Origin of the sequence: Pseudomonas sp. P97.38 (assembly GCF_001269745.1) — a bacterium.
In the GTDB taxonomy this organism is placed as follows: domain Bacteria; phylum Pseudomonadota; class Gammaproteobacteria; order Pseudomonadales; family Pseudomonadaceae; genus Aquipseudomonas; species Aquipseudomonas chlororaphis_E.
The window spans coordinates 235,985-262,616 of sequence record NZ_LHVJ01000014.1; the positions used below are offsets into that span (position 1 = coordinate 235,985).

Genomic DNA, 26,632 nt, shown 5'->3' on the forward strand with positions numbered 1-26,632 from the left:
CGAGGCGGACACCACCATCCACTTGGAGTTTGATGACCATGAGCGTGGAAACTCAAAAGGAAACCCTGGGCTTCCAGACCGAGGTGAAGCAACTGCTGCACCTGATGATTCACTCGCTGTATTCGAATAAGGAAATTTTCCTTCGCGAGCTGATCTCGAACGCCTCTGACGCCGTCGACAAGTTACGTTTCGAAGCCCTGTCCAAGCCTGAACTGCTTGAAGGTGGCGCCGAACTGAAAATCCGTGTGAGCTTCGACAAGGACGCCAAGACCGTCACCCTCGAAGACAACGGCATCGGCATGAGCCGCGAAGAGGTGATCACGCACCTGGGCACCATCGCCAAGTCCGGCACCGCCGACTTCATGAAGAACCTGTCGGGCGACCAGAAGAAGGATTCCCACCTGATCGGCCAGTTCGGCGTCGGTTTCTACTCGGCGTTCATCGTTGCCGATCACGTGGAAGTGTTCAGCCGCCGTGCCGGCCTCGCCGCGAGCGAAGGTGTGCACTGGTCGTCCAAGGGCGAGGGCGAGTTTGAAGTCGCCACCGTCGACAAGGCCGATCGCGGCACCCGCATCGTGCTGCACCTCAAGTCCGGCGAAGACGAGTTCGCCGATGGCTGGCGCCTGCGCAACATCATCAAGAAGTACTCCGACCATATCGCGCTGCCCATCGAGCTGCCGAAGGAAGTCACCGCCGCCGAGGGCGAAGAGAAGCCTGAAGTGGAGTGGGAAACCGTCAACCGCGCCAGTGCCCTGTGGACCCGTCCACGCACCGAGGTGAAGGATGAGGAATACCAGGAGTTCTACAAGCACATCGCCCATGACTACGAAAACCCGCTGAGCTGGAGCCATAACAAGGTCGAAGGCAAGTTGGAATACAACTCGCTGCTGTACGTGCCGGCCCGCGCGCCGTTCGACCTGTACCAGCGCGAAGCGCCACGCGGCCTGAAGCTGTACGTGCAGCGTGTGTTCGTGATGGACCAGGCCGAATCGTTCCTGCCGCTGTACCTGCGTTTCATCAAGGGTGTGGTGGATTCCAACGACCTCTCGCTGAACGTCTCGCGGGAAATCCTGCAGAAAGACCCGATCATCGACTCGATGAAGTCGGCGCTGACCAAGCGTGTCCTGGACATGCTGGAGAAGCTGGCGAAGAACGAGCCCGAGCAGTACAAGAGCTTCTGGAAGAACTTCGGCCAGGTGATGAAGGAAGGCCCGGCCGAGGACTTCGCCAACAAGGAAAAGATCGCCGGCCTGCTGCGCTTTGCCTCGACCCAGGGTGACGACGGCGAGCAGATCGTGGGCCTGGCCGATTACCTGGCTCGCGCCAAGGAAGGCCAGGACAAGATCTACTACCTGACCGGCGAGACTTATGCACAGGTCAAGAACAGCCCGCACCTGGAAGTCTTCCGCAAGAAAGGCATCGAAGTGCTGCTGCTGACCGACCGCATCGACGAGTGGCTGATGAGCTACCTCAGCGAGTTCGACGGCAAGAGCTTCGTGGACGTGGCGCGGGGCGACCTGGACCTCGGCAACCTGGATTCGGAAGAAGACAAGAAAGCCGCCGAGGAAGTCGCCAAGAGCAAGGAAGGCCTGGTCGAGCGGATCAAGACCGCCCTGGGCGATGCCGTCAGCGAAGTGCGAGTCTCGCACCGCCTGACCGACTCCCCGGCGATCCTGGCCATCGGCGAGCAGGACCTCGGCCTGCAGATGCGCCAGATCCTCGAAGCCAGCGGCCAGAAAGTCCCGGACTCCAAGCCGATCTTCGAATTCAACCCGGCCCACCCGCTGGTGGAGAAGCTCGACAACGAACAGAGCGAAGAGCGCTTCGGCGACCTTTCCCACATCCTGTTCGACCAGGCCGCCCTGGCGGCGGGCGACAGCCTGAAGGACCCGGCGGCCTATGTGCGCCGCCTGAACAAGCTGTTGGTTGAGTTGTCAGCTTAAGCAGTGCAGGAAAAACCCGCTTCGGCGGGTTTTTTCATTTCTGGTGTTCCATTTAAAAAGGAGTGGATCATGAGTCAGGTAACGGTTCGTCCGCTGGTCTATCAGATCGAAGGCCAAACCTATGAAGGTCGCCTGGCCTTCGACGTCAGCCAACAGGGTTCGCGTCCGGGTTTGTTGATGGCGCCCAATTGGATGGGCGTGGGGGCAGGGGCCGAAGAGATCGCCCGGTCGGTGGCGGCCAATGGCTACGTGGTGTTGATTGCCGACCTGTATGGGCAGACGGTGCGCCCGGGCAATGCCGACGAGGCCGGGGCGGCGATGATGCCCCTCAAGAATGATCGCGCCCTGCTGCGCAAGCGCATGCAAGCGGCGTTCGAGCAACTGCAAAGCCAGGGCGAGGCGCAGGTCGACACGTCCAGGCTGGCTGCGTTCGGCTTCTGCTTCGGTGGCTGCTGCGCCCTGGAACTGGCCCGCAGCGGTGCACCGCTCAAGGCCGCCGTCTCGTTCCATGGCTCATTGGATACGCCTAACCCGGCGGATGCGCACAATATCAAGGGCGCGGTCCTGGTGATGCACGGCGCGGCCGACCCGTTGGTGCCGAAAGAGCAACTGCCGGCCTTCGAAGACGAAATGACCGCTGCCGGTGTGGATTGGCAACTGCTGAGCTACGGCGGCGCGGTGCATTCGTTCACCGACCCTCACGCCAACGTCCCGGGCAAGATGATGTACAACGCCAAGGTTGCCGCGCGTGCGTTCAGGTCGATGCATAACTTGCTGGACGAAGTGTTCAAGGGCTGAGGTTGTGCCCGGCTTGGCACATTTTTAGTGTCAAGGCTGGCCCCTTCGCGAGCAAGCTCGCTCCCACAATGATCGAGCTATCCAATGTGGGAGCGGGCTTGCTCGCGAAGGGGGCCTGACATCCAACATGGGATTCAGGGCAACTCGATCCGCTCGTTTTCCCCTGGCACTGTCGGCCAGTCCCCGGCACCCCAGCGCCGGCGGGCTTCATCGATGCGGGCCGGGTCGCTGGAGACGAAATTCCAGTTCATCCGTCGCGGCCCGTCCAGCGGCGCGCCGCCGAACAGCACGGCATGGCAGTCGCTGTCGGCGAACAGGGTCATTGTTTGCCCGGCCGGCAGGATCACCAGCGCATGGGGCTCCAGCGGCTCGCCGTCCAGCAGCGCCTCACCGCTCAACACATACAGTGCCCGCTCCTCATGTTCGGTGGGGATCAGCAGGGTCGTCGCGGTTTGCAGGTTCAGTTCGGCATACAGCGTCGGTGACAGCACCGGCACCGGCGACTCCAGGCAGAAACCCGAGCCGGCGATCATGCGGATGCGCACGCCCAGGTTGTCGCTGACCGGCAGGCTGTGCGCCGGATGATGGCTGTAATGCCCGGGGCCCTGTTCGTGGGCCTTGGGCGAAGCCAGCCAGACTTGCAAGCCGTGTAGGCTGAACCCATTGGCCAGCAACGGGGCGGGAGTGCGTTCGACATGGGCGATGGCGCTGCCGGCGGTCATCCAGCTGACATCCCCGGCGTTCACCATCTGGTCGGAGCCGAGGCTGTCCTTGTGCTGTAACTGGCCCTCGAACAGGTAGGTGAGGGTGGACAGGCCGATGTGGGGATGTTGGCGAATGTTCATGCCTGTACCGGCCGGGTAGTGGGTCTGCAGCATGTGGTCGAAAAACACGAAGGGCCCGACGCTGCGGCATTGGGCGGACGGCAGCGGACGCAGGATCGGCTGGCCTTCGACATCTTCGGCGCGGGGGCGAACGATCAGGGGGGCGGTCATGGGGCTTCCAGGTTGAGCAATGGAGGCTCGCAGCATAACCCGCCGTCGCCTTCCACGGCACAGGCGGCTGAACCCGAGCGGGACGAGAGGGGTCTATGCTGTTCATGGCCTTTGGAGTCTGCCTGTGTCCTTGTCCCGCCTGATGGTTGCCGGGTTGCTGGCGGTGTCCAGCAACGCCGTTCTGGCCCGCGAATACGCCTACAGCGATGCGCACCTGCACTATGTCGATTTTTTCCAGGAAACCGCCGGGATGCCCAAGCTGCTCCAGGCGATGGCCGACAATCGCATCGAACATGTGATGATCTCCGGCATTCCGGTGGCCAAGAAATGGCACGAAGACGAGCCCAAGCGCCCGCGCTACTACGCCGGTGACGATGCGGACGCCTACTGGTACAGCGCCACCGATGTGATCGTGGCCGCGGCGGTGAGCAAGCTGACCGCCGAGCAACGCCCGCATTTCCATCCGTTCCTGTCGGGCTTCAACCCCAACGACAAGAATTCCGACGCCCACATCCAACGCATGCTCGACCTGTACCCGGGGCTGTGGCAGGGCATCGGCGAAGTGTTCACCCGCCATGACGACCTTACGGCATTGACCTCGGGCGACACGCCGCGCGCCAACAACGAGGCCATGACACGGATCTATCATCTGGCGGCCGAGAACGACCTGCCGGTGATGCTGCATTCGAACATCACCTCCAAGCGTGAGAAAAATCCGCTTTACCTGGCCGAAATCGAAGAGCCGCTGCGCAATCACCCGCACACGCGCTTCATCTGGGCCCACGCCGGCACCAGCAAGGAAATCCATCGACACCAGAAGCAGTTGGATTTTCTGCTGCCGACCCTGACCCGTCTGCTGGAATCCTACCCGAACCTGTACATCGACCTGTCCTGGAGCCTGCTCACGCCGTATCTGCTGGACGAGGCAGGCAAGCCCCGTCAGGCCTGGGTGGAGCTGGTAGAGCGTTTTCCAGAGCGGTTCATGGTGGGGTCGGACGTGGTGGGCCGTTTCAACAAGGTAGGCAAGGAGCTGCGCAGTTTCGACCCGTTCCTGGATGCCTTGCCGGAAGACGTGGCCAGGAAGGTGGCGCGGGACAATTTCCTGGCGGTGTTGCCGCGTTCCGTCCTCCAATAAGCATGTAAAGCCTTTTGTCATCAGTCTGTCACCACGGCGTCATACCCTCGCGCTCATCTCAATCAAGGAGCGCACTATGCACCTCACCCGTTCAAGCGCACTGGTCGCGCTGTTGTTGACCTGCGGCCTGGCGCAGGCCGAAGTCCGTGTCGAAGGCCCGGTGGAATACGGCGTGTTCGAAGGGCCCAAGGCCGAGCTGCAATCGGGGGAGCGGGTCCTGCGTCGCAGCAACGAGCAGATCCGCCAGACCGAGAGCGTACCGGCCAAGCTGGGCACCAAGTTCGGCATGCGTTACCAGTTGGCGGGCAAGGTCGCGGATGACCAGCCATTGACGCTCCTGTACTTCACCCCGGGGATCCGCACCCCTGATGGCGTGCGTCACGACAAATTCGAAGTCGTGCAGAAGCTGGTGCCTGGTGCGCCACAGGATGTCATGGCCTATGAGTTCACCGAAAGCCATGAGGTGGTGCCGGGGGAGTGGCGATTCATGGTGTTCCAGGGGGATCGCTTGTTGACCCAGCAGCGGTTCGTGGTGCGCTGATACCCATTCATCTATTGGAGTGTGGGAGCGGGCTTGCTCGCGAAGGCGGAGTGTCAGCCAGCCTGTCTGTAGCTGATGCACCGCCTTCGCGAGCAAGCCCGCTCCCACAGGGAGTCGCTGTGAATGCACCCTTCCCACAGCGGGACTGTGCTGCGTTCAGCCGGCACAAAAAAAACGCCCCGAACCAGTCGGGGCGTTTTTTTGTGTGACGTAGCGGTGGGGCTTATTTGCCCTGCCAGCGCTTGAGGACCAGGGTGGCGTTGGTGCCGCCGAAGCCGAAGCTGTTGCTCATCACAGTATTGATGGTGGCGTCTTCGCGCGTCTTGGTCAGGATCGGCAGGTCGGCCACTTCCGGATCCAACTCGTCGATGTTGGCCGAACCGGCCATGAAGTTGCCTTCCATCATCAGCAGGCAGTAGATCGCTTCGTGAACGCCGGCGGCACCCAGGGAGTGACCCGACAGGCTCTTGGTGGAGCTGATGGCCGGCGCCTTGTCGCCGAACACTTCGCGCACGCCTTTCATTTCCGCGACGTCGCCGACCGGGGTCGAGGTGCCGTGGGTGTTCAGGTAGTCGATCGGTGCATCGACGGTGGACATGGCCATCTGCATGCAACGCACGGCACCTTCACCGCTTGGCGCGACCATGTCATAGCCGTCGGACGTGGCGCCGTAGCCGACGATTTCCGCGTAGATCTTCGCGCCACGGGCCAGGGCATGTTCCAGCTCTTCGACCACGACCATGCCGCCACCGCCGGCGATGACGAAACCGTCACGGTCGGCATCATAGGCACGGGAAGCTTTTTCCGGGGTGTCGTTACGCTTGCTGGACAGCGCGCCCATGGCGTCGAACAGGAACGACTGGCTCCAATGCTCTTCTTCACCGCCGCCGGCGAACACGATGTCCTGCTTGCCCATCTGGATCTGCTCCATGGCGGTGCCGATGCAGTGGGCACTGGTGGCGCAGGCGGAGGAGATCGAGTAGTTCAGGCCCTTGATCTTGAACGGGGTGGCCAGGCATGCCGAAACGGTGCTGCCCATGGTGCGGGTGACGCGGTACGGGCCCACGCGCTTGACGCCTTTTTCGCGCAGGATGTCCAGCGCTTCCATCTGGTTCAGGGTCGATGCACCGCCGGAGCCGGCGATCAGGCCGGTACGCACGTTGGAAACCTGCTCGTCGGTCAGCCCGGAGTCAGCGATGGCGTCCTTCATGGCCAGGTAGGCGTAGGCCGCCGCGTGGCCGACGAAACGGTAGATCTTGCGATCGATCAGTTCTTCGAGATTGAGGTCAATGGAGCCGGAAACCTGGCTACGCAGACCCATTTCGGCGTATTCCGGGTTGAACCGGATGCCAGGGCGACTTGCACGCAGGTTAGCGGTGACGGTCTCTTTGTCATTGCCCAGGCACGAAACGATGCCCAGACCAGTGATAACGACGCGGCGCATGCGGATAACCCTTAGAAGTTGTCAGTGGAGGTGAAAACGCCAACCCGGAGGCCTTCGGCGGTGTAGATCTCGCGCCCGTCCACGGCCACCGAACCATCGGCAATGGCCATGTTCAGCTTGCCCTTGAGGACGCGTTTGATATGAATGTTATAGGTGATTTTCTTCGCGGTCGGCAGGACCTGACCAAAGAACTTCACTTCGCCCGAACCCAGGGCGCGACCACGGCCCGGCAGACCCTGCCAGCCGAGGAAGAAACCGACCAGTTGCCACATGGCATCAAGGCCGAGGCAGCCCGGCATCACCGGATCGCCTTCGAAATGGCAGGCGAAGAACCACAGGTCCGGAGTGATATCCAGCTCGGCGACCAATTCACCTTTGCCGTACTTGCCACCCTCTTCGCTGATATGGGTGATGCGATCCACCATCAGCATGTTCGGGGCGGGCAGTTGCGCGTTACCTGGGCCGAACAGCTCACCGCGACTGCAGCGCAGCAGATCTTCCCGGGTAAAGGCGTTTTGTTTGGTCATGCGAGCTCCTCAATAGTCCCCTGCGGCAGGGTGGGGCAAATCTTCCCGGTCGATCGAAGCGGTCATGCCTCGAATCGACAGCCTACTCATAGACTATTGCGTTGTAGTGAAAGTCACAGCACACGGGAAATGAATGTACACCTGTGCACTGAAATTTTTAATCAAGCCCCAATCGAGGCATGTTCGGGTGCCTAAGACTGCCGCACTTTCGCCTTTCACGCCAGTCGCAGATGGTCCTAGCCCACCCAGCGCTGCAGAATCTGCTGCAGGTCAATCCGTTTGAACGGCTTGGCCAGGTAATCGTTCATGCCGGCGGCCAGGCAGGCTTCGCGGTCGCCCTGCAAGGCATTGGCGGTCAGGGCGATGATCGGTACTGCATCGCGCCCGGGCAACCGACGGATCTGGCGCGTGGCCTCGTAGCCATCGATGATCGGCAGCCGGCAATCCATGAGGATCGCCTCGAATGCCTGGCTTTCGGCAGTGCGCACGGCCTGGGCGCCGTCGGTGGCGACACTGACGGTGAAGCCCAGGCTGCGCAGCATGGCCTGGGTGACGGTCTGGTTCACCGGGTTGTCCTCCACCAGCAGTATGTTGCGGCCCGCGCCGTCGCCTTCGTCGGCCGGTTGCTGCGCCGCCAGCACCGGCGGCGTCTGCCGCGATAGCGCCAGCGGGATCTCCAGGGTGAACACCGAGCCGTGGCCCTCCTCGCTCTGGGCGCGCAGCGTCCCGCCCATGCGTTCGGCCAGGGTGCGGGCGATCGGCAGACCGAGGCCGGTGCCGCCGTAGCGCCGGGAAATCGAGCTGTCGGCCTGCTGGAAGGCGTCGAACATGCGCTCCAGGGTCTCGGCGGCAATCCCGATACCGCTGTCGCGCACGGTGCAGGTGAACCACAGCAGTTCGTGGTCGAGGGCCTGCCACTGGCATTGCACGGTCACTTGGCCTTGCTCGGTGAACTTCAGGGCATTGCCGATCAGGTTCACCAGGATCTGGCGTATGCGCGTCGGATCGCCCTGGACCTGCAAGGCCTGCATGTCCTCGGGAATCAGCAACTCCAGGCCCAGCTGGCGTTGTGCGGCGCTGTGCTGGAACGACTGGGCGCAACTGCCCACCAGTTCCGCCAGGTTGAACGCAATGTGTTCCAGTTCCAGGGCCGAGCGTTCGATGCGCGAGAAGTCGAGGATGTCGTTGATCACCTTGAGCAGGTGCTCGGTGGACTCCGACGCCAGGGCCGTGTACTCGTGCTGCTCGTCGCTCAGGCGGGTGGTTTCCAACAGTTGCAGCATGCCCAGCACGCCGTTCATGGGCGTGCGCAATTCATGGCTCATCATCGCCAGGAACTCGGACTTGGCGCTGTTGGCCTTTTCCGCTTCCTCCCGGGTCTGGATCAGTTGCGCGATGGTCTGGTGCTGCTCCCGGCTGGCTTGCTCCAGGCCGTCGGCCAGGTTGTTGATGTGCCGTGACAAGGCCCCCAGCTCCGCATCGTCGACGATGGGCAGCGGGGTGCTGTAGTCCCCTTGCTGGATGGCCTTGACCGCGTTGCCGATGTCGCGGATCGGCTGCGACAGGTCGGTCGCCAGGCGGCGCGCCACCAGGAACGTGAACAGCAGGGCGAACAACGCCAGGATCGCCGCCTTGAACAGGATCTCCTGTTGCCGCTGGCTGAAGGCGTCGCTGGACATGCCGACGATCACCCGGCCCAGGTAATCCTCCACCGGCGCCTCGACGGATGTGCTGTTGCCCTGCAGGAAATCGTTGTTCAGGGTGATGCGTTGCAGGCGTACCGGGGACTGGAAGACCTCGATCTGCTGGGAGTGGCTGCGGGCCTGCTCGGGTTGTTCAACGTACACCAGCACCTTGCCGGTGCTGTCCTGCACTTCGAGAAAGCGCACGTGGGGCGTCGCCAGGGTCGCCGTGAGCAGGCTTTCGAGGACGTCGTTGTTACCGGAAATGACCCCGTACTCCGTGGCCGGCGCCAGTTGGTTGGCGATCAGTTGCCCGGTGTGATTGAGTTCCTGGCGCAAGTCCTGGATCCGCACGAAGGTGAAGAAGCTGATCAACAGGACGGTCAGCAGCAACGCCGGGCCGAGGGCGATGAGCTGGGTGCGGGTGTTGATGTCCCAACGGCGACGCAAGGTCATGGGCGGTGTTCTCCTTCGGCCAACGTTGCAGCGACGGATTCGGCATCAATCGGTTCGATCCCCAGCGAGCGGGTGACCTGGCGGTTGCCCAGGACCTTGAAACGGGCCGGGTACAACGTGCGCGGCCAGGTCGTGGCGGGGCGATCGAGCAGTTCGTCGAGGATCGCCAGCCAGTCATCCTGGTCGCTGTAGGTGCTCGCCAGGCTGCCGGCCTTGACGAAGGCGGCGCTGGGGCCGATCAACGGTCGTTGTCGGGCGTAGCTGCTGAGCAACAGGTTTTTCACGGTCTTGGGGTTGTACAGGTCGGGGTCGTCGAGGCCCAACAGCACGTCGCTCTGGCCCAGCAGGTTTTGCAGGGGCCGGCTGTCACCGGTGTCGTCCCAGCGTTCGGTGACGATTTCCAGGCCCAGCGGCGCGGCAGCCTGGCGGATGTCGTTGAGCAAAAACTCGCTGTGCCCGTCGTACAGCACGCCGACCCGACGCAACTGCGGCAGGATCGCGCGGATCAGGCGCAACTGCCGCGCCACCGGCGGGTCGCTCCACAGCAGGCTCAGGTGATTGGGCGTTGCCTCGCCCAGGCGATCGCGGGCTTGCAGGCGGCTGATGCGCAACACCAGGGTGGCCGGCCCGCGGGTGTCTTGCAGGCGCCAGTCCAGGCTGGGCAGGTCGAGCAGGACCAGGCGGACATTGGCGGGCAGCTTATCGGGCGCCGGCAGGCTGGCCAGCGGCGTGAACCGCACGCTGTCTTCCGGGCGCAGGGCTCTCAGGGCCTGGGTAAAGGACTGCACGCCGGGGCTGTCCTCGGCGCCGGTGAGCAGGATCTCGGCGGCCCGGGCCTGGATCGTCGCCAGCCCGACCATGAGCAACAACCCCAGCGCCAGCCTTCGGCAGCCACGCAATGGCGTCCTGCGTGCTGGGGGTCGGCACATTTAGAAGGACAACTCTGCGCTGAAATACAGCACATGGCGGGAATCGTAGCGGTTGTCGACGAACGTGGTCGGTTCGTCGTCCAGGCGCTGTTGCAGGGTGCCCGCCAATTCCAGGCTGGCCTTGCCCAGGGGAATGCGCCGGGCGACCCGCGTGTCGACCCGTTCGAAGCGGTAGCCGTCCAGGGCGTTGGCGGCGTAGTAGAACACCGCGCTGTTCCAGCCCTGGCCCCAGTCCCGCAGCCAGCCGGCCGAACCGCTGTTGCGGGCGGTCAATTGCTCGTCGAGGGGATTGCTCGCCTGGGCGTCGACGTAGGCGTAGGTCAGGCGCAGGCGGTCGGCGCCGCTCATGCGCCAGTCGAACTGGGTTTCGGCCCCGGAGAACTGTGACTGGTTGCTGTTGCTGGCGATGTATTGGTTGTTGCGCAGCGGTTCGCTGATCATGCCGGTGATTTCGTCGTGGAACAGCTTGACGTCGACGGTCAGGCCCAGGTCCATGAAATAGCCGTTGTAGCCCAGCTCCCGGGAGCGCATGTGTTCCTGCTCCAAGTTGCCCGGGCCACGGGTCACGACGAAATAGCGGGCGCTGCGCTGGCCGAAGGCGGACGGCTGCAGGTTGGTGACCTGGTAGCTCCAGTTGACGTTGTTCTCGAACATGTCCGGCGAGCGCACGGCTTCGGAGTACACCGCGCGCAGGCCATGGCGCGGGGTGATCAGGTAGTTGACGGCCACCCGGGGCGTCAGCGAGCTGCCGGTCAGGCGCGCGTCCTCGAACATGGCGCCGCCCTGCAGCAGCCAGTGTTCGCTGGCCCGCCATTCGAGTTGGCCGAACAGGCGCCAGGTGGTGTCGTCCAGCGTGCCGTTGAAGTACGTCTCGGAGTCGGCCCGGTCGTAGCGGTAATTCGCCCCGGTCACCAGTCGCAGGCTGTCGGACAGGCTCAGGGTGTCCTGGATTTCCAAGTCGTAGCGCGATTCACGGGTGCTCTGGTCGATGTCCCCGCACAGGGTTTGCGAGGCGCCGTTGCGCCACTGGTCAATCACCTGGTTGGCCAGTGCCTGTTCCTGCGGCGTGCCGCCGGGTGGCGCGCCGGTGCGGGTGAAGGACGGCATGTTGCGCGCCAGCTTCTCGGCGTAGTTGGGGTTGAGCTGCCACAGGTCGGTCAGTTGCGGGCTGAAGGAGACTTCGGCGTCACAGGCCCGCCAGGTCTGCTGGCGATCCCAGTGCTGGATCGAGCCTTGTACATAAAGGCTGTGGTCGGGGTCCAGGTCGAGGTTCCAGCGCAGCGAACCGGCGTAGTCCTTGGCGATGACGTCGGAGTTATCCCCAGCGGCGGTGATCCCGGCAAACACCGGGCGGTAGGTGTAGGGCCGCTGGTTGGTGCCGTCCTTGGCGTTCAATTGCCAGTCGATGCTCTGTCGTTCGTCCAGGGTCTGGCTGACCGACAGGTTGAAGCGCTCCAGGCGACGGCTGTCGCGGTAGTCGGCCCCGTTGCGGTCACTGTCGAAGCCGTCGTCTTCCTGGCCGGACAACGACAGGCGCAGGTCGCCGCCTTCCCAACCGCTACCCTGGCTGGCGTACCAGTCGCTGATGCCGCGCTGCCCGCGCGTGATCTTCAGGCGGGTGCCATGGCTGTCGGCCGGGGCGCGGGTGATGATGTTGACCACGGCCATCAGCGCGTTGGCGCCGTAGCTGACGGTGTTGGGCCCCCGGAAGACTTCGATCCGCTCGATGTCTTCCATGGCCACCGGAATGTCGCTCCAGTCCACGGTGGCCAGGCCGGCGCGGTACACCGAGCGGCCGTCGATCAGCACCTGCATGCGCCGGGCTTCGCTGGCGTTGGTGCCGTGGTAGTTCACGGTGGCCTGGTTGCCGCTGATGTTGCCGACCATCATGCCCGGCACCAGCCGCAGCAGCTCGCTGATGTCGCGGGCGCCGCTGGCCTTGATCAACTCGCTGTCGAGCACGGTCATGCTGCCGGGCACCGCCGCCGGCGATTGCTTGAGCCGGGTGGCCGTCAGCACCTGGGGCAGGGGCTGGCTGTCCACGAACAGGTCGTCGCCCAGCACCGGCGGGCTGATGATCAGCGCCAATAGCAGGGTCGAACCGGAGCGGGAAGGGCCAACGGGCACGGTGCAGCCTTTGAATAAGAGGAGAATGGCGCGCATGGTAACTGAGCTGAACGACTTTTCCATTCACGTTGACAGCATTTTCCTAGGAATTGATGGTCAGCTTCCTACAGTCGTCGGTAATTGTTGCCGGGACTGGTCGCGCTGCGGCCGCTCCGTATAATGCCCCGCATTGCCACTTGGTATGGATGAACGGATTGCATATGACTGATCAGCGCCCGATTGCGGTCCTGGGAGGCGGGAGCTTCGGAACCGCCGTGGCCAACCTGTTGGCCGAGAATGGCCACCCGGTGCGCCAATGGATGCGTGACCCGGAGCAGGCCGAGGCCATCCGGGTCAACCGCGAGAACCCGCGTTACCTCAAGGGCATCAAGATCCGCTCGGAAGTGGAACCGGTCACCGACTTGCAGGCGACCCTCGACGACTGCGAGCTGTTTTTCGTCGCCTTGCCATCCAGCGCCTTGCGCGCGGTCCTGGCGCCCCACGCTGAACGCCTGAGCGGCAAGTCGCTGGTGAGCCTGACCAAGGGTATCGAGGCGCAAACGTTCAAACTGATGAGCGAGATTCTCGAAGACATCGCTCCCAAGGCCCGCATCGGGGTGATTTCCGGGCCGAACCTGGCGCGCGAGATTGCCGAGCACGCGCTCACCGCGACGGTGGTGGCCAGTGAAGACGAAGCGCTGTGCCAGCAGGTCCAGGCTGCGCTCCATGGCCGCACCTTTCGTGTCTATGCCAGCGCCGACCGTTTTGGCGTGGAATTGGGCGGGGCGCTGAAGAACGTCTATGCGATCATCGCTGGCATGGCGGTGGCGCTGGGCATGGGCGAGAACACCAAGAGCATGCTGATCACCCGGGCGCTGGCGGAAATGACCCGCTTTGCCGTCAGCCAGGGCGCCAACCCGATGACGTTTTTGGGCTTGGCCGGGGTCGGCGATCTGATCGTCACCTGTTCGTCACCCAAGAGCCGCAACTATCAGGTCGGGTTTGCCCTCGGCCAGGGCCTGAGCCTTGAAGAAGCCGTCTCGCGCCTGGGCGAAGTGGCCGAGGGGGTCAACACCCTCAAGGTGCTCAAGGCCAAGGCCCAGGAAGCCGGGGTGTACATGCCACTGGTGGCCGGGTTGCATGCGATCCTGTTCGAGGGGCGTACGCTGGAGCAGGTGATCGAATTGCTGATGCGCGGCGAGCCGAAGACCGACGTCGATTTCATTTCCACCAGCGGTTTCAACTGAGTCTTTTGACCGCAAGCAGGAGCGAGCCATGAACGATCCGAAAGGACAACCCCAATACGAATCCATCCTGCTGCGTGTGCTGTGGATGGTGATCTACCTGCTGGTTTGGCAGGTGGCGCAGTTCATCCTGGGCGCCGTGGTGCTGGTGCAGTTGATCTATCGGCTGATCTACGGCGCGCCCAGCGCCAGCCTGATGAATTTCGGTGACAGCCTGAGCCAGTTCCTGGCGCAGATCGGCCGTTTTGGCACTTTCCACAGCGACCAGAAGCCATGGCCGTTCGCCGATTGGCCGACCCCGCGCACGCCCGAAGGTGAAGCGCCGCACGTCGTGGCACCGGCCGCGCATCCGGTCCGGGACGAAGAGCCCAAGCTATGAAACTCTGGGTATTGCGTCATGGCGAGGCCGAGCCCTACGGCAACTGTCCCGATCCCGAGCGGGCCCTGACCGAACACGGGCGCGAGCAAGTGCTGCGCAGTGCCGCGCACTTGATCGGCCAGCCGTTGGCGGCCATTTACGTCAGCCCGTACCGGCGTGCCCAGCAGACCGCGCAGTTGGTGCGCCAAGCGCTGGGGTTCGAGCCGCAGCTGATCACGGTCAACTGGCTCACGCCGGAGACACGGCCGCAAAAGGTTTTGGAACACCTGGCGGACCAGGCCCCGGTGCTGCTGGTCAGCCACAATCCGCTGGTGGGCAGCCTGCTGGGCCTGCTGCAACACGGTCATCTGCAGCAACCGGAACAGGTACAGACCGCCGGCCTGGCCGAACTGGAAGGCGACCTGCCGCTGGCCGGGGCGATGACGCTCAAGGCCCTGCGACACCCCTAGGCTTTTCAGACAGAGCCTAGGCTGTGTACGAAATGCAAGCGGCCACAATAACAACGATAAAGGAATGAACACGATGAGTCTGTGGCGCAACACCCCCAACCTCGAACAACTCAACGCCGCCGGTAAAAACACCATCAGCGAAGTGCTCGACATTCGTTTCGAGTCGTTCGACGACGAGTCCCTGACCGCGAGCATGGTGGTCGATCACCGCACTCACCAACCCTTCGGCCTGTTGCATGGCGGCGCTTCGGTGGTGCTGGCCGAGACGGTCGGGTCCATGGCCGCCTACCTGTGCGTGGACACCAGCAAGTTCTATTGCGTGGGCCTGGAGATCAACGCCAACCACCTGCGTGGCGTGCGCAGCGGACGGGTCACCGCCACGGCACGGATGGTCCACCTGGGCCGCACCACGCAGGTCTGGGACATCCGCTTGACCAACGACGACGGCAAGCTCAACTGCGTATCGCGCCTGACCATGGCGGTGGTGCCGCTGGGCGAGCAACCGCCGGCGCGGTGAAGCGCTGGGAGCTGCAAGCTATCAACTTGAGGCTTGCAGCTTCTGTCTATAGCCCAAGCTCGACTGTCATCATTCCTGGCAGTTACGGTCATTGCCGCGTCGGTGGCTTGTGCGCAGAATCGGTGCCAGTTCCCCCAATGGATCGGCTGTCATGTCGCAACAGGTATTTTTCGCCCACGCCAACGGTTTCCCCTCGGCCACCTACGGCAAGCTGTTCGCCGCGCTGGCGCCGCAGTACGAGGTCGCGCACCTGGAGCTGCACGGCCACGATCCGCGCTTTCCGGTGGACGACAACTGGCACAACCTGGTGGACGAATTGATCCATCACCTGGAACGCCAACCGGCGCCGGTATGGGGTGTCGGCCATTCCCTGGGTGGCGTGCTGCACCTGCACGCGGCGTTGCGATGCCCGCACTTGTACCGAGGCGTGGTCATGCTCGATTCGCCGGTGCTGACCCGCACCGACCGGTGGGTGATCCTGGCCGCCAAGCGCCTGGGCTTCATCGATCGCCTGACCCCGGCCGGCCGGACCCTGGGCCGGCGCGAGGAGTTCGCCGACCTGGCCTCGGCGCGGCAGTATTTCGCCGGCAAGACGCTGTTCCGCGGCTTCGACCCGGATTGCTTTGACGCTTACCTGCAACACGGCCTGCAGCCGGTGGGCGACCGCTTGCGGCTGCGCTTCGACCCGGCCACGGAAATCAGCATCTATCGCGGCGTGCCGCACACCAGCCCGGGCCGGCCCCGCACGCTCCAGGTGCCGCTGGCAGTGGTGCGTGGCCGGCAGAGTCGCGTGGTGATGCGCCATCACACTCGATCGGTGCGGCGCATGCCCCATGGCGAAGCCCTGAGCATGCCCGGCGGCCATATGTTCCCCCTGGAGCGGCCGCAAGACACGGCCAACCTGCTCAAGGACCTTTTCCAGCGTTGGCAGGGGCATCGCCCATGAGCACGGTCGAAGAGGTCCGCCTGAGCCTGCCGCATATCGAGTTGGCGGCCCACCTGTTCGGCCCGGAAGAGGGCCGTCCGGTGATCGCCCTGCACGGCTGGCTGGACAACGCCAACAGTTTCGCCCGGCTGGCCCCGCGGCTGGCGGGCCTGCGGGTCATCGCCCTGGACATGGCCGGCCATGGTCATTCCGGGCATCGGCCGCCCGGTGCCGGTTACGCGCTCTGGGACTATGCCCACGACGTGCTGCACGTCGCCGAACAACTGGGCTTGAAACGTTTCGCCCTGTTGGGGCACTCCATGGGCGCCATCGTTTCGCTGGTGCTGGCCGGCGCCTTGCCGGAACGGGTGACGCACCTGGGGTTGATCGACGGCGTCATCCCGCCCACCGCCCCGGGCGATGGCGCGGCCGAACGCATGGGCATGGCCCTGCAGGCGCAAATGGATTTGCAGCACAAACGCAAACCGGTCTACAAAACCCTCGACAGGGCCATCGAGGCACGCATGAAAGGCCTGGTGGCCGTCAGTCGCGAGGCGGCCGAGCTGCTGGCCCAGCGCGGACTGATGCCGGTGCCTGGTGGCTACACGTGGCGCACCGACAACCGCCTGACCTTGCCATCGCCGCTGCGCCTGACCGACGAGCAGGCCATGGCGTTCGTGGCACGGGTCGCCTGTCCCGCGCACCTGGTGGTGGCGGCCGACGGCATGCTGGCGCGGCACCCGGAGTTGCTGGAGCGTCTACCCTTCAGTCATGAGCAGTTGCCGGGCGGCCATCATTTGCACCTGAATGACGAAGGCGGCGCCGCGCTTGTAGCAGACTGTTTCAATCGGTTCTTCAGCGTTTCTTGACTTGCGCCGGGCAACTGTCGAGGCTGGGCGGGTTGAAAGGGAGACAACCATGACAGACCGCTGCTTACCCGCCCCGTGGTGCACCGACGACGCTTGTCGCGTCCGGGCGCTCCAGGCCACGTCGATCCGATGAAATCATCCGTCCATTCACTCGTCCTGCTGGCGCTGGCCTGCTTCAGCCCGGCATCGTTCGCTGCCGATGTGCCGGGCAGTCGCGACCTGGAGGGCGTGCCACGCATGCCCGATGCCCAGATCGTCGATTACCGGCAAACCAATGACCTGGAACGCGTCTATCCCATGGGCTCGATCCGCCGAATCAGTGGCCAGTTGCGTTTCGACGGCCAGGTCGACGCCCGGGGCAACGTGACCTCGGTCACCTACGAACTGCCGCCCGAACATTCCGCGACCCAGGCCTTCACGGCGGCGCGCGAAGCGTTGCAGAAGCAGGGTGCCGAGCTGTTGTTCTGGTGCCAGGCCCGCGATTGCGGCGAAAGCAGCCTGTGGGCCAACGAGGTCTTCGGCAACGCCAAGCTCTACGGTGCCGACAACGGCCAGGCCTACCTGCTGTTGCGCCTGGCGCCCCCGGCGGACAACACCTTGATTGCGCTCTATGGCATCACCCGCGGCAATCGCAAGGCCTACCTGCACGTCGAACAGTTTGCGGCGAATGCCGCGCTGGGGGATTTGCTGCCCACCTCGGCGACCCTGCTGCGCCAGCTCAAGGACACCGGGGTGCTCGACTTGCCGCGCCTTGGCGGTGAGCCGGACGATACCTGGCTGCGCCTGTTGTCCCGGGCATTGAACCTGGATACGGGGCTGCGGGTCAGTATTGCCGGCCCTCGGGCCGAAGAGTGGCGGCAGGCGCTGGCGGGCCAGGGGGTGCGGGCCGCGCGCCTGGAAACCGCCAGTGGCGACGCGGCGGGCCTGCATCTGGAACTGCTGCGATAAGCTGTGGCGGGTCGCGGGCCTCACGCCGTGGCCCGCCCTGGACATTTTTCGAGACCTTACATGCTCAATAACGATCGGCTGTTGGTGCAGATTCTGCTCCTGGTGTTGTTCGGCGCAAGCCTCTGGGTGATGGCGCCGTTCTGGTCGGCGCTGTTCTGGGGGGCGGTGCTGGCGTTTGCCAGTTGGCCGTTGATGCGCCTGCTGACCCGCTGGGTCAATGGTCGCGAGTCCCTCGCGGCGGGGCTGTTGACGGTGGGGTGGATGCTGTTGGTGGCGGGGCCGCTGGTGTGGCTGGGGTTCAACCTGGCCGATCATGTGCGCGATGCCACGGCGTTCATCCGCGACGTGCAGGTCGATGGCCTGCCCGACGCACCGGCCTGGCTGGGCGGCTTGCCGCTGGTGGGTGGGCGGCTGGTGGCGATCTGGAACAGCATCGACCAGCAGGGCGCGGCGATGATGGTCACCCTCAAGCCGTACCTGGGACAGGTCGGCAACTGGTTGTTGGCCCGCAGCAAGCAGATTGGTGGCGGCATGCTCGAACTGACCCTGAGCATCGTGTTCGTATTTTTCTTCTATCGCGATGGCCCGCGCCTTGCGGCGTTCGTCCATGGATTGCTGGAGCGCCTGATCGGCGACCGCGCCGGTTACTACATCGAGTTGGTGGCCGGGACGGTACAACGGGTGGTCAATGGCGTGATCGGCACTGCGGCGGCCCAGGCCCTGCTGGCCTTGATCGGCTTCCTGATCGCTGGCGTGCCGGGCGCGCTGGTACTGGGGATTGTCACGTTCCTGCTCAGCCTGATCCCCATGGGCCCGCCGCTGGTCTGGATTCCGGCCACGGCCTGGCTGGCGTGGAAAGGCGAGTACGGGATGGCGGTGTTCCTCGGCATCTGGGGCACGTTCATCATCAGCGGCGTGGACAACGTGCTCAAGCCCTACCTGATCAGCCGGGGCGGGAACCTGCCGTTGGTCATCGTGCTGCTGGGCGTGTTCGGCGGGTTGATTGCCTTCGGCTTCATCGGCCTGTTCATCGGCCCGACCTTGCTGGCGGTGGCGTACAGCCTGTTGACGGACTGGAGCAAAAGCCAGGCACGCTAGCTTGAACAGCACCTTCCGGAACCCAAAACCGTGGCGAATCGGGCGGCCCAGCGGGCGCCGGCGCCCTCGCCACGGAGTCTTCTAAGCCCTGAGGTCGACGCGTAGCCTGACGCCCTCGCCGCCAGGTTCGCCGTCGTCTCAGGTCGCCACGTTCAGGTGCTTGCCCACGGTCGCGACGCTGTCCAGCGAGTACTGCCGGCTGAGGTTGGCGATCATCCTGCCCAAGGCCTCGCTGGCACTGTCCTGGTCGGTGGTGCTGTCGCTGTCGCGGTTCGCCTGCAAGGCGCTGGTCAGTTCGCTGGCGGTGATGCTGCCGTCGTCATCGGCATCGAGCTGGCTGAACAGCTCGTCGCTGGAGGCCTGTTGAGGGGGCGGCGGTGGGGCGAGGCTGGCGGCGAGTTCGTCGGCGCTGACGGTGCCGTCCTCATTCTTGTCCAGGGCCGAGAACACCTGTTGGCTGTCGGCATTGCTGCCGGCACTGGCCAGACCGCTGCTCAATTCGTCGCTGCTGACCACGCCGTCACCGTCGGTGTCCAGGGCGCTGAGCAACGCATCGGCCAGTTCGGTATCGGGCGCCTGGCTCCGCGGTGGCGGTGGTGGCGGGGCCATCGCCGCCATTTCCTCGCTGCTCAAGTCACCGCTGCCGTCACTGTCCAGGTCGTCGAAGTTGTCGCTCAGGCTGACCAGGATACCGTCGTCGCTTTTTTGCGACAGGGCGCTGCTCAGTTCATCCTGGTCGATCGAACCATCGTCGTTGCTGTCGAGCCGGCCAAGCAGTTCCTTCTGGAATGACTGGCCGTGGGCACTGTGGGTCGAGGTATTGCTGGTGCTGGTGTATGACGCGTAATTGCTGGCGCTGACGCTGCCGATCATGGGCACTCTCCTTGGGCTGGTGTTGCCGGCGGGTGCACCGGCTCAAGCAGCGTCGGCGGGCCAGTTGTCGTGGGTGTGTGGCGTTTGTATCGCAGGCCATACACAGCCCCGGCTCACCCTTGAACCCTGTGGGAACTGAGGGCTCAGGTGCGTGGCAGGTGGATGACGGCCGTCAATCCGCCGCCCGGTGTTTCTTCCAGGTTCAACTGCCCGCCGAGGCGTTCGGCGGCTTCCCGGGCGATGGTCATGCCCAGGCCGACGCCGCCGGAGTTGCGGTTGCGCGAGCCTTCCAGGCGATAGAAGGGTTCGAACACCGCTTCACGCTTGTCTGGGGCAATGCCGGGGCCGTGGTCGATGACCCGGATCAGCACCCGGTCGCCCTGGTCGTCCAGGGTGATCAAGGCGTGGCCCGCATAGCGCAGGGCATTGTCCATCAGGTTGTTGACGCACGAGCGCAGCGCCATCGGCTGCACGTGCAGCGGCGCGCACGCGCCACTGGCCTGTACGTCGGCGCCCTGGTCCTGAGCGTTTTCGCTCAGCGATTCCACCAGGGCCTGCACGTCCATCCATTGCAAGGCTTCGCTGGTGCGCTGTTCATGCAGGTAGGTGAGGGTGGCATCGAGCATGCCGATCATGTCGTCCAGGTCCTGGCGCATCTGGCCTTGCAGCTTTACGTCGTCGATCTGCTCCAGGCGCAGCTTGAGCCGCGACAGCGGCGTGCGCAGGTCGTGGGACACCGCGCCGAGCATGCGTGAACGCTGCTGCACCTGCTCGCGAATCCGTTGCTGCATCAGGTTGAACGTATGGGCTGCCTGGCGCGCCTCGCGTGGGCCGTCCTCGGCCAGCGGCGGGCTGTCGAGGTCTTCGCTCAGGCGTTCGGCGGCGTTGCTCAGGCGCTGGATCGGCCGGGTCAACAGCTTGGCGCCATACCAGGCGGCCACGATCAGGAACACGAACTGCAACGTCAGCGGCACCACCGGCCCGCCGAACCACGGACGCTCGGCATGCTCGGGCGGAGGGCCGAAGGGCGGAGGGCCGTCGCCATGCTGGGTAAACCCGGGTGGCGGGCCGGGCGGCGGTTTGTCGTAGACGGAAAACCAGGCAAAGGCCAACAGGTGCGCCAGGACAATCGCCAGCAGCAGGACGCCAAACAGCCGGCCGAACAGGGAGTCGAGGCGCAGCCGCATCAACCGATGTCCCGGGCGTCGAACAGATAGCCCTCGCCACGCACGGTCTTGATCAATTGCGGGGCCTTCGGGTCGTCGCCCAGTTTCTGGCGCAGGCGCGAGACCAGCAGGTCGATGCTGCGGTCGAACGCCTCGATGGAGCGTCCACGGGCGGCGTCCAGCAGTTGTTCGCGGCTGAGCACCCGGCGCGGTCGTTCGATGAACACCCACAGCAGGCGGAACTCGGCGTTGGACAGCGGCACCACCAGCCCGTCGAGGGAAATCAGTTGGCGCAGCACGCTGTTGAGCCGCCAGTTATCGAAGCGGATGTTGGCCCGTTGTTCGCTGCGGTCGTCGCGTACCCGGCGCAGGATGGTCTGGATACGGGCCACCAGCTCCCTGGGCTCGAACGGTTTTGCCATGTAGTCATCGGCACCCAGTTCCAGGCCGATGATGCGGTCGGTGGGTTCGCAGCGGGCGGTGAGCATCAGGATCGGGATGTCCGATTCGGCCCGCAGCCAGCGGCACAATTGCAGGCCGTCTTCACCGGGCAGCATCAGGTCGAGCACGACCACGTCGAAGTGCTCGGCCTGCAACGCCTGGCGCATGGCCGCGCCATCGGTCACACCGCTGGCGCGTATGCCGAAGCGGGCCAGGTAATCGATCAGCAGTTCGCGGATCGGCACATCGTCGTCGACGATCAGCGCCCGGGTGTTCCAGCGCTTGTCGTCGTCGCACGCTTTGTGATCATCGGCATTTGCAACAGGGGTGTTCTGCATGGATGCATCATCTGCCAGGTAAGCTGCCAATCGCAAAGGAGGCGGCAAGGTTGAGGCTTCAGCATAGGCTTCGGACCGCGAGGCGTGAAGCGCTGAAAGGACGGGGTGCGGCGGCAGACGGTAGCGTGCCGGCGTATTGGGGGCGTGTCAGCCCTGTATCGACTTCGACACAAAGGTCGGGATCGTCCATGCTCGGGGTGACGCGGTGAGATTTACCGATCATCGGGTCCCCCACCGGCGCTGGTTCCGCTACAATGCGCGCCGATTTCGACTTGCCTGAGAGCCCGCTCATGTCCGCCTGCCAGACGCCCATCATCGTCGCCCTGGATTTCCCTACCCGTGACGCCGCCCTGAAGCTGGCCGACCAGTTGGACCCCAAGCTCTGCCGGGTCAAAGTCGGCAAGGAACTGTTCACCAGTTGCGCGTCTGAAATCGTCGGCACCCTGCGTGACAAGGGGTTCGAGGTGTTCCTGGACCTGAAATTCCACGACATCCCCAACACCACCGCCATGGCCGTGAAGGCCGCGGCCGAGATGGGCGTCTGGATGGTCAACGTGCACTGTTCCGGCGGCCTGCGCATGATGGCGGCCTGCCGCGAAGTGCTGGACCAGCGCAGTGGCCCGCAACCGCTGCTGATCGGCGTAACCGTGCTGACCAGCATGGAACGCGAGGACCTGGCCGGGATCGGCCTGGACATCGAGCCTCAGGAACAAGTGCTGCGCCTGGCAGCGCTGGCCCAGAAAGCGGGTCTGGACGGTTTGGTCTGCTCGGCCCTGGAAGCCAATGCACTGAAGACCGCGCACCCGTCGCTGCAACTGGTGACCCCGGGGATTCGCCCGGCGGGCAGCGCCCAGGACGACCAGCGCCGTATCCTGACCCCGCGCCAGGCGCTGGACGCCGGTTCCGACTACCTGGTGATCGGCCGTCCGATCAGCCAGGCCGTCGATCCGGCCCAGGCGCTGGCGGCGGTCGTGGCCGAACTGGCCTGACCTGATACCGAAGATCCCTGATGTGGGAGCGAGCTTGCTCGCGATAGCGGTATGTCAGTCAATATCAATGTTGACTGACAGGGCCCCTTCGCGAGCAAGCCCGCTCCCACATCAGGTGTTTTGTGTCAGACCTTGAGTACCAACTTTCCGAAGTTCTCCCCGCTGAACAGTTTGGTCAGGGTTTCGGGAAACGTCTCCAGGCCTTCGACGATATCTTCCTTGCTCTTGAGTTGCCCCTTGGCCATCCAGCCCGCCATTTCCTGGCCGGCGGCGGCGAACTGCGCGGCATGGTCCATGACCACGAAGCCCTCCATGCGCGCCCGGTTGACCAGCAGCGACAGGTAGTTGGCAGGGCCCTTGACCGCTTCCTTGTTGTTGTACTGGCTGATGGCGCCGCAGATCACCACGCGGGCCTTGAGGTTCAAGCGGCTGAGCACGGCATCGAGGATGTCGCCGCCGACGTTGTCGAAATACACGTCCACGCCCTTGGGGCATTCGCGCTTGAGGCCAGCCTGGACGTCTTCGCTCTTGTAGTCGATGGCCCCGTCGAAGCCCAGTTCATCGATCAGGAACCTGCATTTGTCGGCCCCGCCGGCGATCCCCACCACGCGGCAGCCCTTGAGCTTGGCGATCTGCCCGGCAATGCTGCCTACCGCACCGGCGGCGCCCGACAGCACGACCGTCTCGCCGGCCTTTGGCGCGCCCACATCCAGCAGGGCGAAATAGGCCGTCATGCCGGTCATGCCCAGCGCTGACAGGTAGCGCGGCAGCGGGGCCAGTTTCGGATCGACTTTGTAGAAACCCCGTGGCTCGCCGAGGAAGTAATCCTGCACCCCCAGCGCGCCGTTGACGTAGTCCCCCACCGCAAACCCCGGGTTGTTCGACGCAATCACCTGGCCAACCCCCAGGGCTCGCATCACTTCGCCAATGCCCACTGGCGCGATGTACGACTTGCCCTCGTTCATCCAGCCGCGCATGGCCGGGTCCAGGGACAGGTATTCGTTTTTCACCAGGATCTGGCCGGCGGCCGGTTCGCCGACCGGTACTTGCTGATAAGTGAACGTCTCGCGGGTCGCCGCGCCCACCGGGCGCTTGGCGAGCAGGAATTGGCGATTGGTCTGGGCAGTCATGGCTGGCACTCACGATGAATGAAGCCTTGTTGATAGCCCTTCGAGACAATTGCCGCAAGGTTTGCCGGCCCAGCGAATGCACTTCGATCCAACGCAGTGATAGTGGCGCCGGGCTCGTTATCACTGGCGCCCATGAGCCACCCACCGGCGCCTGGATAGTGCTGCCGCGCTGCACGGGGCCGTGGCTACACTGGCGAAACATCGCATTCTTCGAGGAACTGACAATGAGCATGACGTTTTCCGGGCAGGTCGCCGTGGTCACGGGCGCTGCCGCAGGCATTGGCCGGGCGACCGCCCAGGCCTTCGCCGCGCAAGGCTTGAAGGTGGTGGCGGCCGACCTGGATGTGGCGGGCGGCGAGGGCACGGTGCAGGCGATTCGCGAGGCGGGCGGCGAGGCGGTGTTCGTGCGTTGTGACGTGACGCAGGAAAGCGATGTGCAGAACCTGATGAATGAGGTGATCCACGCCTACGGTCGTCTCGACTACGCCTTCAACAACGCCGGGATCGAGATCGAGAAGGGCAAGCTGGCCGACGGCACCGTCGATGAGTTCGACGCCATCATGGGGGTCAACGTGAAGGGCGTCTGGCTGTGCATGAAATACCAGTTGCCGTTGCTGCTGGCCCAGGGCGGCGGGGCCATCGTCAATACGGCCTCGGTGGCGGGCCTGGGTGCGGCACCGAAAATGAGCATCTATGCGGCCTCCAAGCATGCGGTGATCGGCCTGACCAAATCGGCGGCCATCGAGTACGCCAAGAAAAAAATCCGCGTGAATGCGGTGTGCCCGGCCGTGATCGACACCGACATGTTCCGACGAGCCTATGAAGCGGACCCGAAGAAAGCTGACTTCGCTAATGCCATGCACCCGGTGGGACGGATCGGCAAAGTCGAAGAGATTGCCAGCGCCGTGCTGTACCTGTGCAGCGATGGCGCGGCCTTTACCACCGGCCATTCCCTGGCGGTGGACGGCGGTGTCACGGCGTTCTGAGGACGTATAACCTGGCTTGTAGGAAAAAGCCCGCACTGGTTGCGGGCTTTTTCTTGGTTGGTCGAAAAAGCACCGACGCGGTCCATCAAAGTATTTCAAAGGGTGTGAAACGGCTGCTTTGGCGGGTTTGTCGTACATCGTCGCAGGGCCGCCTGTGCTTAACTGTTTCCGGAAATAAAACAAACGCTTAGGAGTCTGGTCACTCATGGAATTGAGAATCGACCGACAGGCCCTGGTGCCTGTCGTGCAGCAAATTGTCGACGCGCTGACCGGGTGGATCCGCCAGGACGCCGTGCAACCGGGCACGCGCTTGCCGTCTATCCGGCAACTGGCACGGCAGAACCTGCTCAGCCAGTCGAGTGTCAACGAGGCCTGTGAGCGTCTGGTCGCCCAAGGGGTGTTGGCGTCCCGGCATGGCTCAAGCTTCTTCGTCGCGCCACCGCCTTCCCTCGGCCTCGCGTCCAACGACGGAACCTGCCCGGAACACCCGCCGCTGGCACGCGGCGGCCTTGCCGACAGCCCGGCGTGGGCGCTGAAGCTGGGGGCCGGCGGGCTGCCTGAGCGCTGGCGCGAAAGCGACGACCTGGGCTATGCGATCCGCCAGGTCACCCGCACCGACATGGCGGGGCTGTTCAGCTATAGCACGCCGTTGGGCTTGCCCGCCCTGCGTGAGCAACTGTCCCGGCGCTTGAAGCAACTCAATATCGAGGCCGCGCAAGACCTCATCCTGACCACCCACGGCGCTACCCAGGCGTTGGACCTGATCGTGCGGACTCAACTGGCGCCGGGCAACTGCGTGGTGGTGGAGAGCCCCGGCTACCCGAAACTGTTCGAGCTGCTGAGGCTGCACGGCATCGACATGCTCGAACTGCCCAGGACCCCGCGAGGCCCGGACGTCGAGGCCTTGCAGACCCTGCTGGTGACGCATCGGCCCCGTGCGCTGTTCGTCAACAGCGCCTGCCATAACCCGACCGGCAGCAGCCTGTCCCTGGGGGTGGCGCAACGCTTGCTGGCGCTGGCCCGGGAACACGGGATGCTGGTGATCGAAGACGATGTCTACGCCGATTTCCAGGGTTCGACACGCACCCGCCTGGCGGCCCTGGACGCCGATGTGATCTATGTAGGCAGTTTTTCAAAAACCCTGAGCAGTTCGTTGCGAGTCGGGTTCGTGGTGGCGCCTGCGCCCATCATCGCCCGGCTCAGTGAGGTCAAGGAGGTCACCAGCCTGGGCGTTTCACGGTTCAGCGAAGCGGTGCTGGCCAATCTCCTGGCCAACGGTGCCTATCGCAAGCTGGTGCAGCGCCAGCGGCAGCGTTTGGGGGGCGACATGGCGGCTGTGTTGCAGGTGCTGGAGGAGGCCGACTGGGAGGTGTTCGGCAAGCCGACCGGGGGGCTGTTCATCTGGGCACGCCCACCGTTATGCGACTACGCTGGAGTGCAGCGTCTGGCCAAACGGTTCGGTGTGCAGCTGTCTTCGCCCACGGCCTTCAGCCCTTCAGGCGCCGACAGCCAGTGGCTGCGGATCAATGTGGCTTATGCCTGTGATCCGAGGGCGTTGGCGTTTTTCCGGGGCGCGGCCCTGGATCGACCTCGAGTGTCCTGAAAACGACGCGGCTGTAGCTTTTTGCCATTATTCCGACGCCAGCATCTTGTGTTGCAGGGCGTCTCGTTGCGAATCTGCGAACAACACACACTGGCAGAGGACTGAGCGCAATGATTTCGGC

Annotated in this window: 25 protein-coding genes; 15 read left to right on the top strand and 10 right to left on the bottom strand. The window is 64.2% G+C overall.

Translation table 11 applies throughout. The features are described 5' to 3' along the window. Positions 1-38: 38 nt before the first annotated feature. Both htpG and AD664_RS09425 read left to right on the top strand, forming a co-directional pair. Entirely contained in the window at positions 39-1,943 is a 1,905-nt protein-coding gene (htpG, locus tag AD664_RS09420) for a molecular chaperone HtpG (RefSeq protein WP_053146324.1), read from the top strand. 69 nt (positions 1,944-2,012) lie between these two features. Further along, positions 2,013-2,741 (top strand): dienelactone hydrolase family protein, encoded by a 729-nt coding sequence (locus AD664_RS09425; RefSeq protein ID WP_042732021.1) that lies wholly within the window; start codon positions 2,013-2,015, stop codon positions 2,739-2,741. 134 nt (positions 2,742-2,875) lie between these two features. On the opposite strand, the gene AD664_RS09430 is transcribed toward AD664_RS09425, so the two are convergent. Continuing rightward, on the bottom strand, positions 2,876-3,736 hold the full coding sequence (locus AD664_RS09430) for a pirin family protein (RefSeq protein WP_053146090.1): 861 nt from the start codon (positions 3,734-3,736) through the stop codon (positions 2,876-2,878). A gap of 142 nt (positions 3,737-3,878) precedes the next feature. Between AD664_RS09430 and AD664_RS09435 the strand changes: the two genes are divergently transcribed. Next, complete coding sequence (locus tag AD664_RS09435; RefSeq protein ID WP_172679714.1) at positions 3,879-4,871, top strand: amidohydrolase family protein; 993 nt, start codon at positions 3,879-3,881, stop codon at positions 4,869-4,871. A 76-nt stretch (positions 4,872-4,947) separates the two neighbouring features. Next, positions 4,948-5,412 (top strand): DUF3859 domain-containing protein, encoded by a 465-nt coding sequence (locus AD664_RS09440; protein WP_042732938.1) that lies wholly within the window; start codon positions 4,948-4,950, stop codon positions 5,410-5,412. Between the two features lie 223 nt (positions 5,413-5,635). Here AD664_RS09440 and fabB read toward each other — a convergent pair whose 3' ends face one another. The 5 genes from fabB to AD664_RS09465 all read right to left on the bottom strand — a co-directional run bounded on the left by fabB (position 5,636) and on the right by AD664_RS09465 (position 12,577). Continuing rightward, positions 5,636-6,856 carry a beta-ketoacyl-ACP synthase I gene (fabB, locus tag AD664_RS09445; protein ID WP_053146094.1) on the bottom strand — a complete coding sequence of 407 codons (1,221 nt, stop codon included), beginning with the start codon at positions 6,854-6,856 and terminating at the stop codon, positions 5,636-5,638. A gap of 11 nt (positions 6,857-6,867) precedes the next feature. After that, complete coding sequence (fabA, locus tag AD664_RS09450; RefSeq protein ID WP_003204400.1) at positions 6,868-7,383, bottom strand: 3-hydroxyacyl-[acyl-carrier-protein] dehydratase FabA; 516 nt, start codon at positions 7,381-7,383, stop codon at positions 6,868-6,870. A gap of 236 nt (positions 7,384-7,619) precedes the next feature. Further along, on the bottom strand, positions 7,620-9,521 hold the full coding sequence (locus AD664_RS09455; RefSeq protein ID WP_053146096.1) for an ATP-binding protein: 1,902 nt from the start codon (positions 9,519-9,521) through the stop codon (positions 7,620-7,622). Next, entirely contained in the window at positions 9,518-10,450 is a 933-nt protein-coding gene (locus tag AD664_RS09460) for an ABC transporter substrate-binding protein (protein ID WP_053146098.1), read from the bottom strand. Before AD664_RS09460 ends, AD664_RS09455 begins: the two co-directional genes overlap by 4 nt. After that, entirely contained in the window at positions 10,451-12,577 is a 2,127-nt protein-coding gene (locus AD664_RS09465) for a TonB-dependent siderophore receptor (RefSeq protein WP_157061559.1), read from the bottom strand. It lies immediately after the preceding gene. Positions 12,578-12,777: 200 nt separating this feature from the next. On the opposite strand from AD664_RS09465, the gene AD664_RS09470 reads away from it, so the two are divergent. The 8 genes from AD664_RS09470 to AD664_RS09505 all read left to right on the top strand — a co-directional run bounded on the left by AD664_RS09470 (position 12,778) and on the right by AD664_RS09505 (position 18,985). Beyond that, the gene (locus AD664_RS09470) at positions 12,778-13,803 is read left to right on the top strand and encodes an NAD(P)H-dependent glycerol-3-phosphate dehydrogenase (RefSeq protein ID WP_053146101.1); all 1,026 of its coding nucleotides are present in this window, start codon (positions 12,778-12,780) and stop codon (positions 13,801-13,803) included. 28 nt (positions 13,804-13,831) lie between these two features. Next, on the top strand, positions 13,832-14,179 hold the full coding sequence (locus AD664_RS09475; RefSeq protein WP_042732571.1) for a DUF4389 domain-containing protein: 348 nt from the start codon (positions 13,832-13,834) through the stop codon (positions 14,177-14,179). After that, complete coding sequence (sixA, locus tag AD664_RS09480) at positions 14,176-14,628, top strand: phosphohistidine phosphatase SixA (protein ID WP_053146103.1); 453 nt, start codon at positions 14,176-14,178, stop codon at positions 14,626-14,628. The genes AD664_RS09475 and sixA overlap by 4 nt, the downstream gene beginning before the upstream one ends. Positions 14,629-14,701: 73 nt before the next feature. Then, complete coding sequence (locus tag AD664_RS09485; protein ID WP_042732569.1) at positions 14,702-15,145, top strand: hotdog fold thioesterase; 444 nt, start codon at positions 14,702-14,704, stop codon at positions 15,143-15,145. 151 nt (positions 15,146-15,296) lie between these two features. Continuing rightward, a complete protein-coding gene (locus AD664_RS09490; RefSeq protein ID WP_042732568.1) occupies positions 15,297-16,091 on the top strand; it encodes an alpha/beta fold hydrolase in 795 nt (264 codons plus the stop codon). Beyond that, the gene (locus AD664_RS09495) at positions 16,088-16,939 is read left to right on the top strand and encodes an alpha/beta hydrolase (protein WP_053146105.1); all 852 of its coding nucleotides are present in this window, start codon (positions 16,088-16,090) and stop codon (positions 16,937-16,939) included. The genes AD664_RS09490 and AD664_RS09495 overlap by 4 nt, the downstream gene beginning before the upstream one ends. Positions 16,940-17,068: 129 nt before the next feature. Next, entirely contained in the window at positions 17,069-17,887 is an 819-nt protein-coding gene (locus tag AD664_RS09500) for a DUF4892 domain-containing protein (RefSeq protein ID WP_047736448.1), read from the top strand. A gap of 60 nt (positions 17,888-17,947) precedes the next feature. After that, positions 17,948-18,985: an AI-2E family transporter gene (locus AD664_RS09505; protein ID WP_047736447.1), complete on the top strand. Its 1,038-nt coding sequence runs from the start codon at positions 17,948-17,950 to the stop codon at positions 18,983-18,985. Between the two features lie 138 nt (positions 18,986-19,123). Here the strand turns inward: AD664_RS09505 and xopAW are convergent, their stop codons facing one another. The 3 genes from xopAW to AD664_RS09520 form a co-directional block, all read right to left on the bottom strand. Further along, positions 19,124-19,858, bottom strand: a complete 735-nt coding sequence (gene xopAW, locus AD664_RS09510) for an EF-hand domain-containing protein (protein WP_042729945.1) — start codon at positions 19,856-19,858, stop codon at positions 19,124-19,126. A gap of 143 nt (positions 19,859-20,001) precedes the next feature. Further along, positions 20,002-21,045, bottom strand: coding sequence for a cell wall metabolism sensor histidine kinase WalK (locus AD664_RS09515; protein ID WP_042729944.1), 1,044 nt, complete (start codon positions 21,043-21,045; stop codon positions 20,002-20,004). Continuing rightward, complete coding sequence (locus AD664_RS09520; protein ID WP_042729943.1) at positions 21,045-21,803, bottom strand: response regulator; 759 nt, start codon at positions 21,801-21,803, stop codon at positions 21,045-21,047. Before AD664_RS09520 ends, AD664_RS09515 begins: the two co-directional genes overlap by 1 nt. Before the next feature lie 290 nt (positions 21,804-22,093). On the opposite strand from AD664_RS09520, the gene pyrF reads away from it, so the two are divergent. After that, positions 22,094-22,792 (top strand): orotidine-5'-phosphate decarboxylase, encoded by a 699-nt coding sequence (gene pyrF, locus AD664_RS09525; protein ID WP_161796108.1) that lies wholly within the window; start codon positions 22,094-22,096, stop codon positions 22,790-22,792. 125 nt (positions 22,793-22,917) lie between these two features. Here pyrF and AD664_RS09530 read toward each other — a convergent pair whose 3' ends face one another. After that, positions 22,918-23,922, bottom strand: a complete 1,005-nt coding sequence (locus AD664_RS09530) for an NADP-dependent oxidoreductase (protein WP_047736445.1) — start codon at positions 23,920-23,922, stop codon at positions 22,918-22,920. A gap of 224 nt (positions 23,923-24,146) precedes the next feature. Between AD664_RS09530 and AD664_RS09535 the strand changes: the two genes are divergently transcribed. Together AD664_RS09535 and AD664_RS09540 are read left to right on the top strand one after the other, a co-directional pair. Beyond that, positions 24,147-24,908, top strand: coding sequence for an SDR family oxidoreductase (locus AD664_RS09535; RefSeq protein WP_042729940.1), 762 nt, complete (start codon positions 24,147-24,149; stop codon positions 24,906-24,908). A 205-nt stretch (positions 24,909-25,113) separates the two neighbouring features. Further along, positions 25,114-26,511: a PLP-dependent aminotransferase family protein gene (locus AD664_RS09540; RefSeq protein WP_053146107.1), complete on the top strand. Its 1,398-nt coding sequence runs from the start codon at positions 25,114-25,116 to the stop codon at positions 26,509-26,511. The last annotated feature ends 121 nt before the right edge of the window (positions 26,512-26,632 follow it).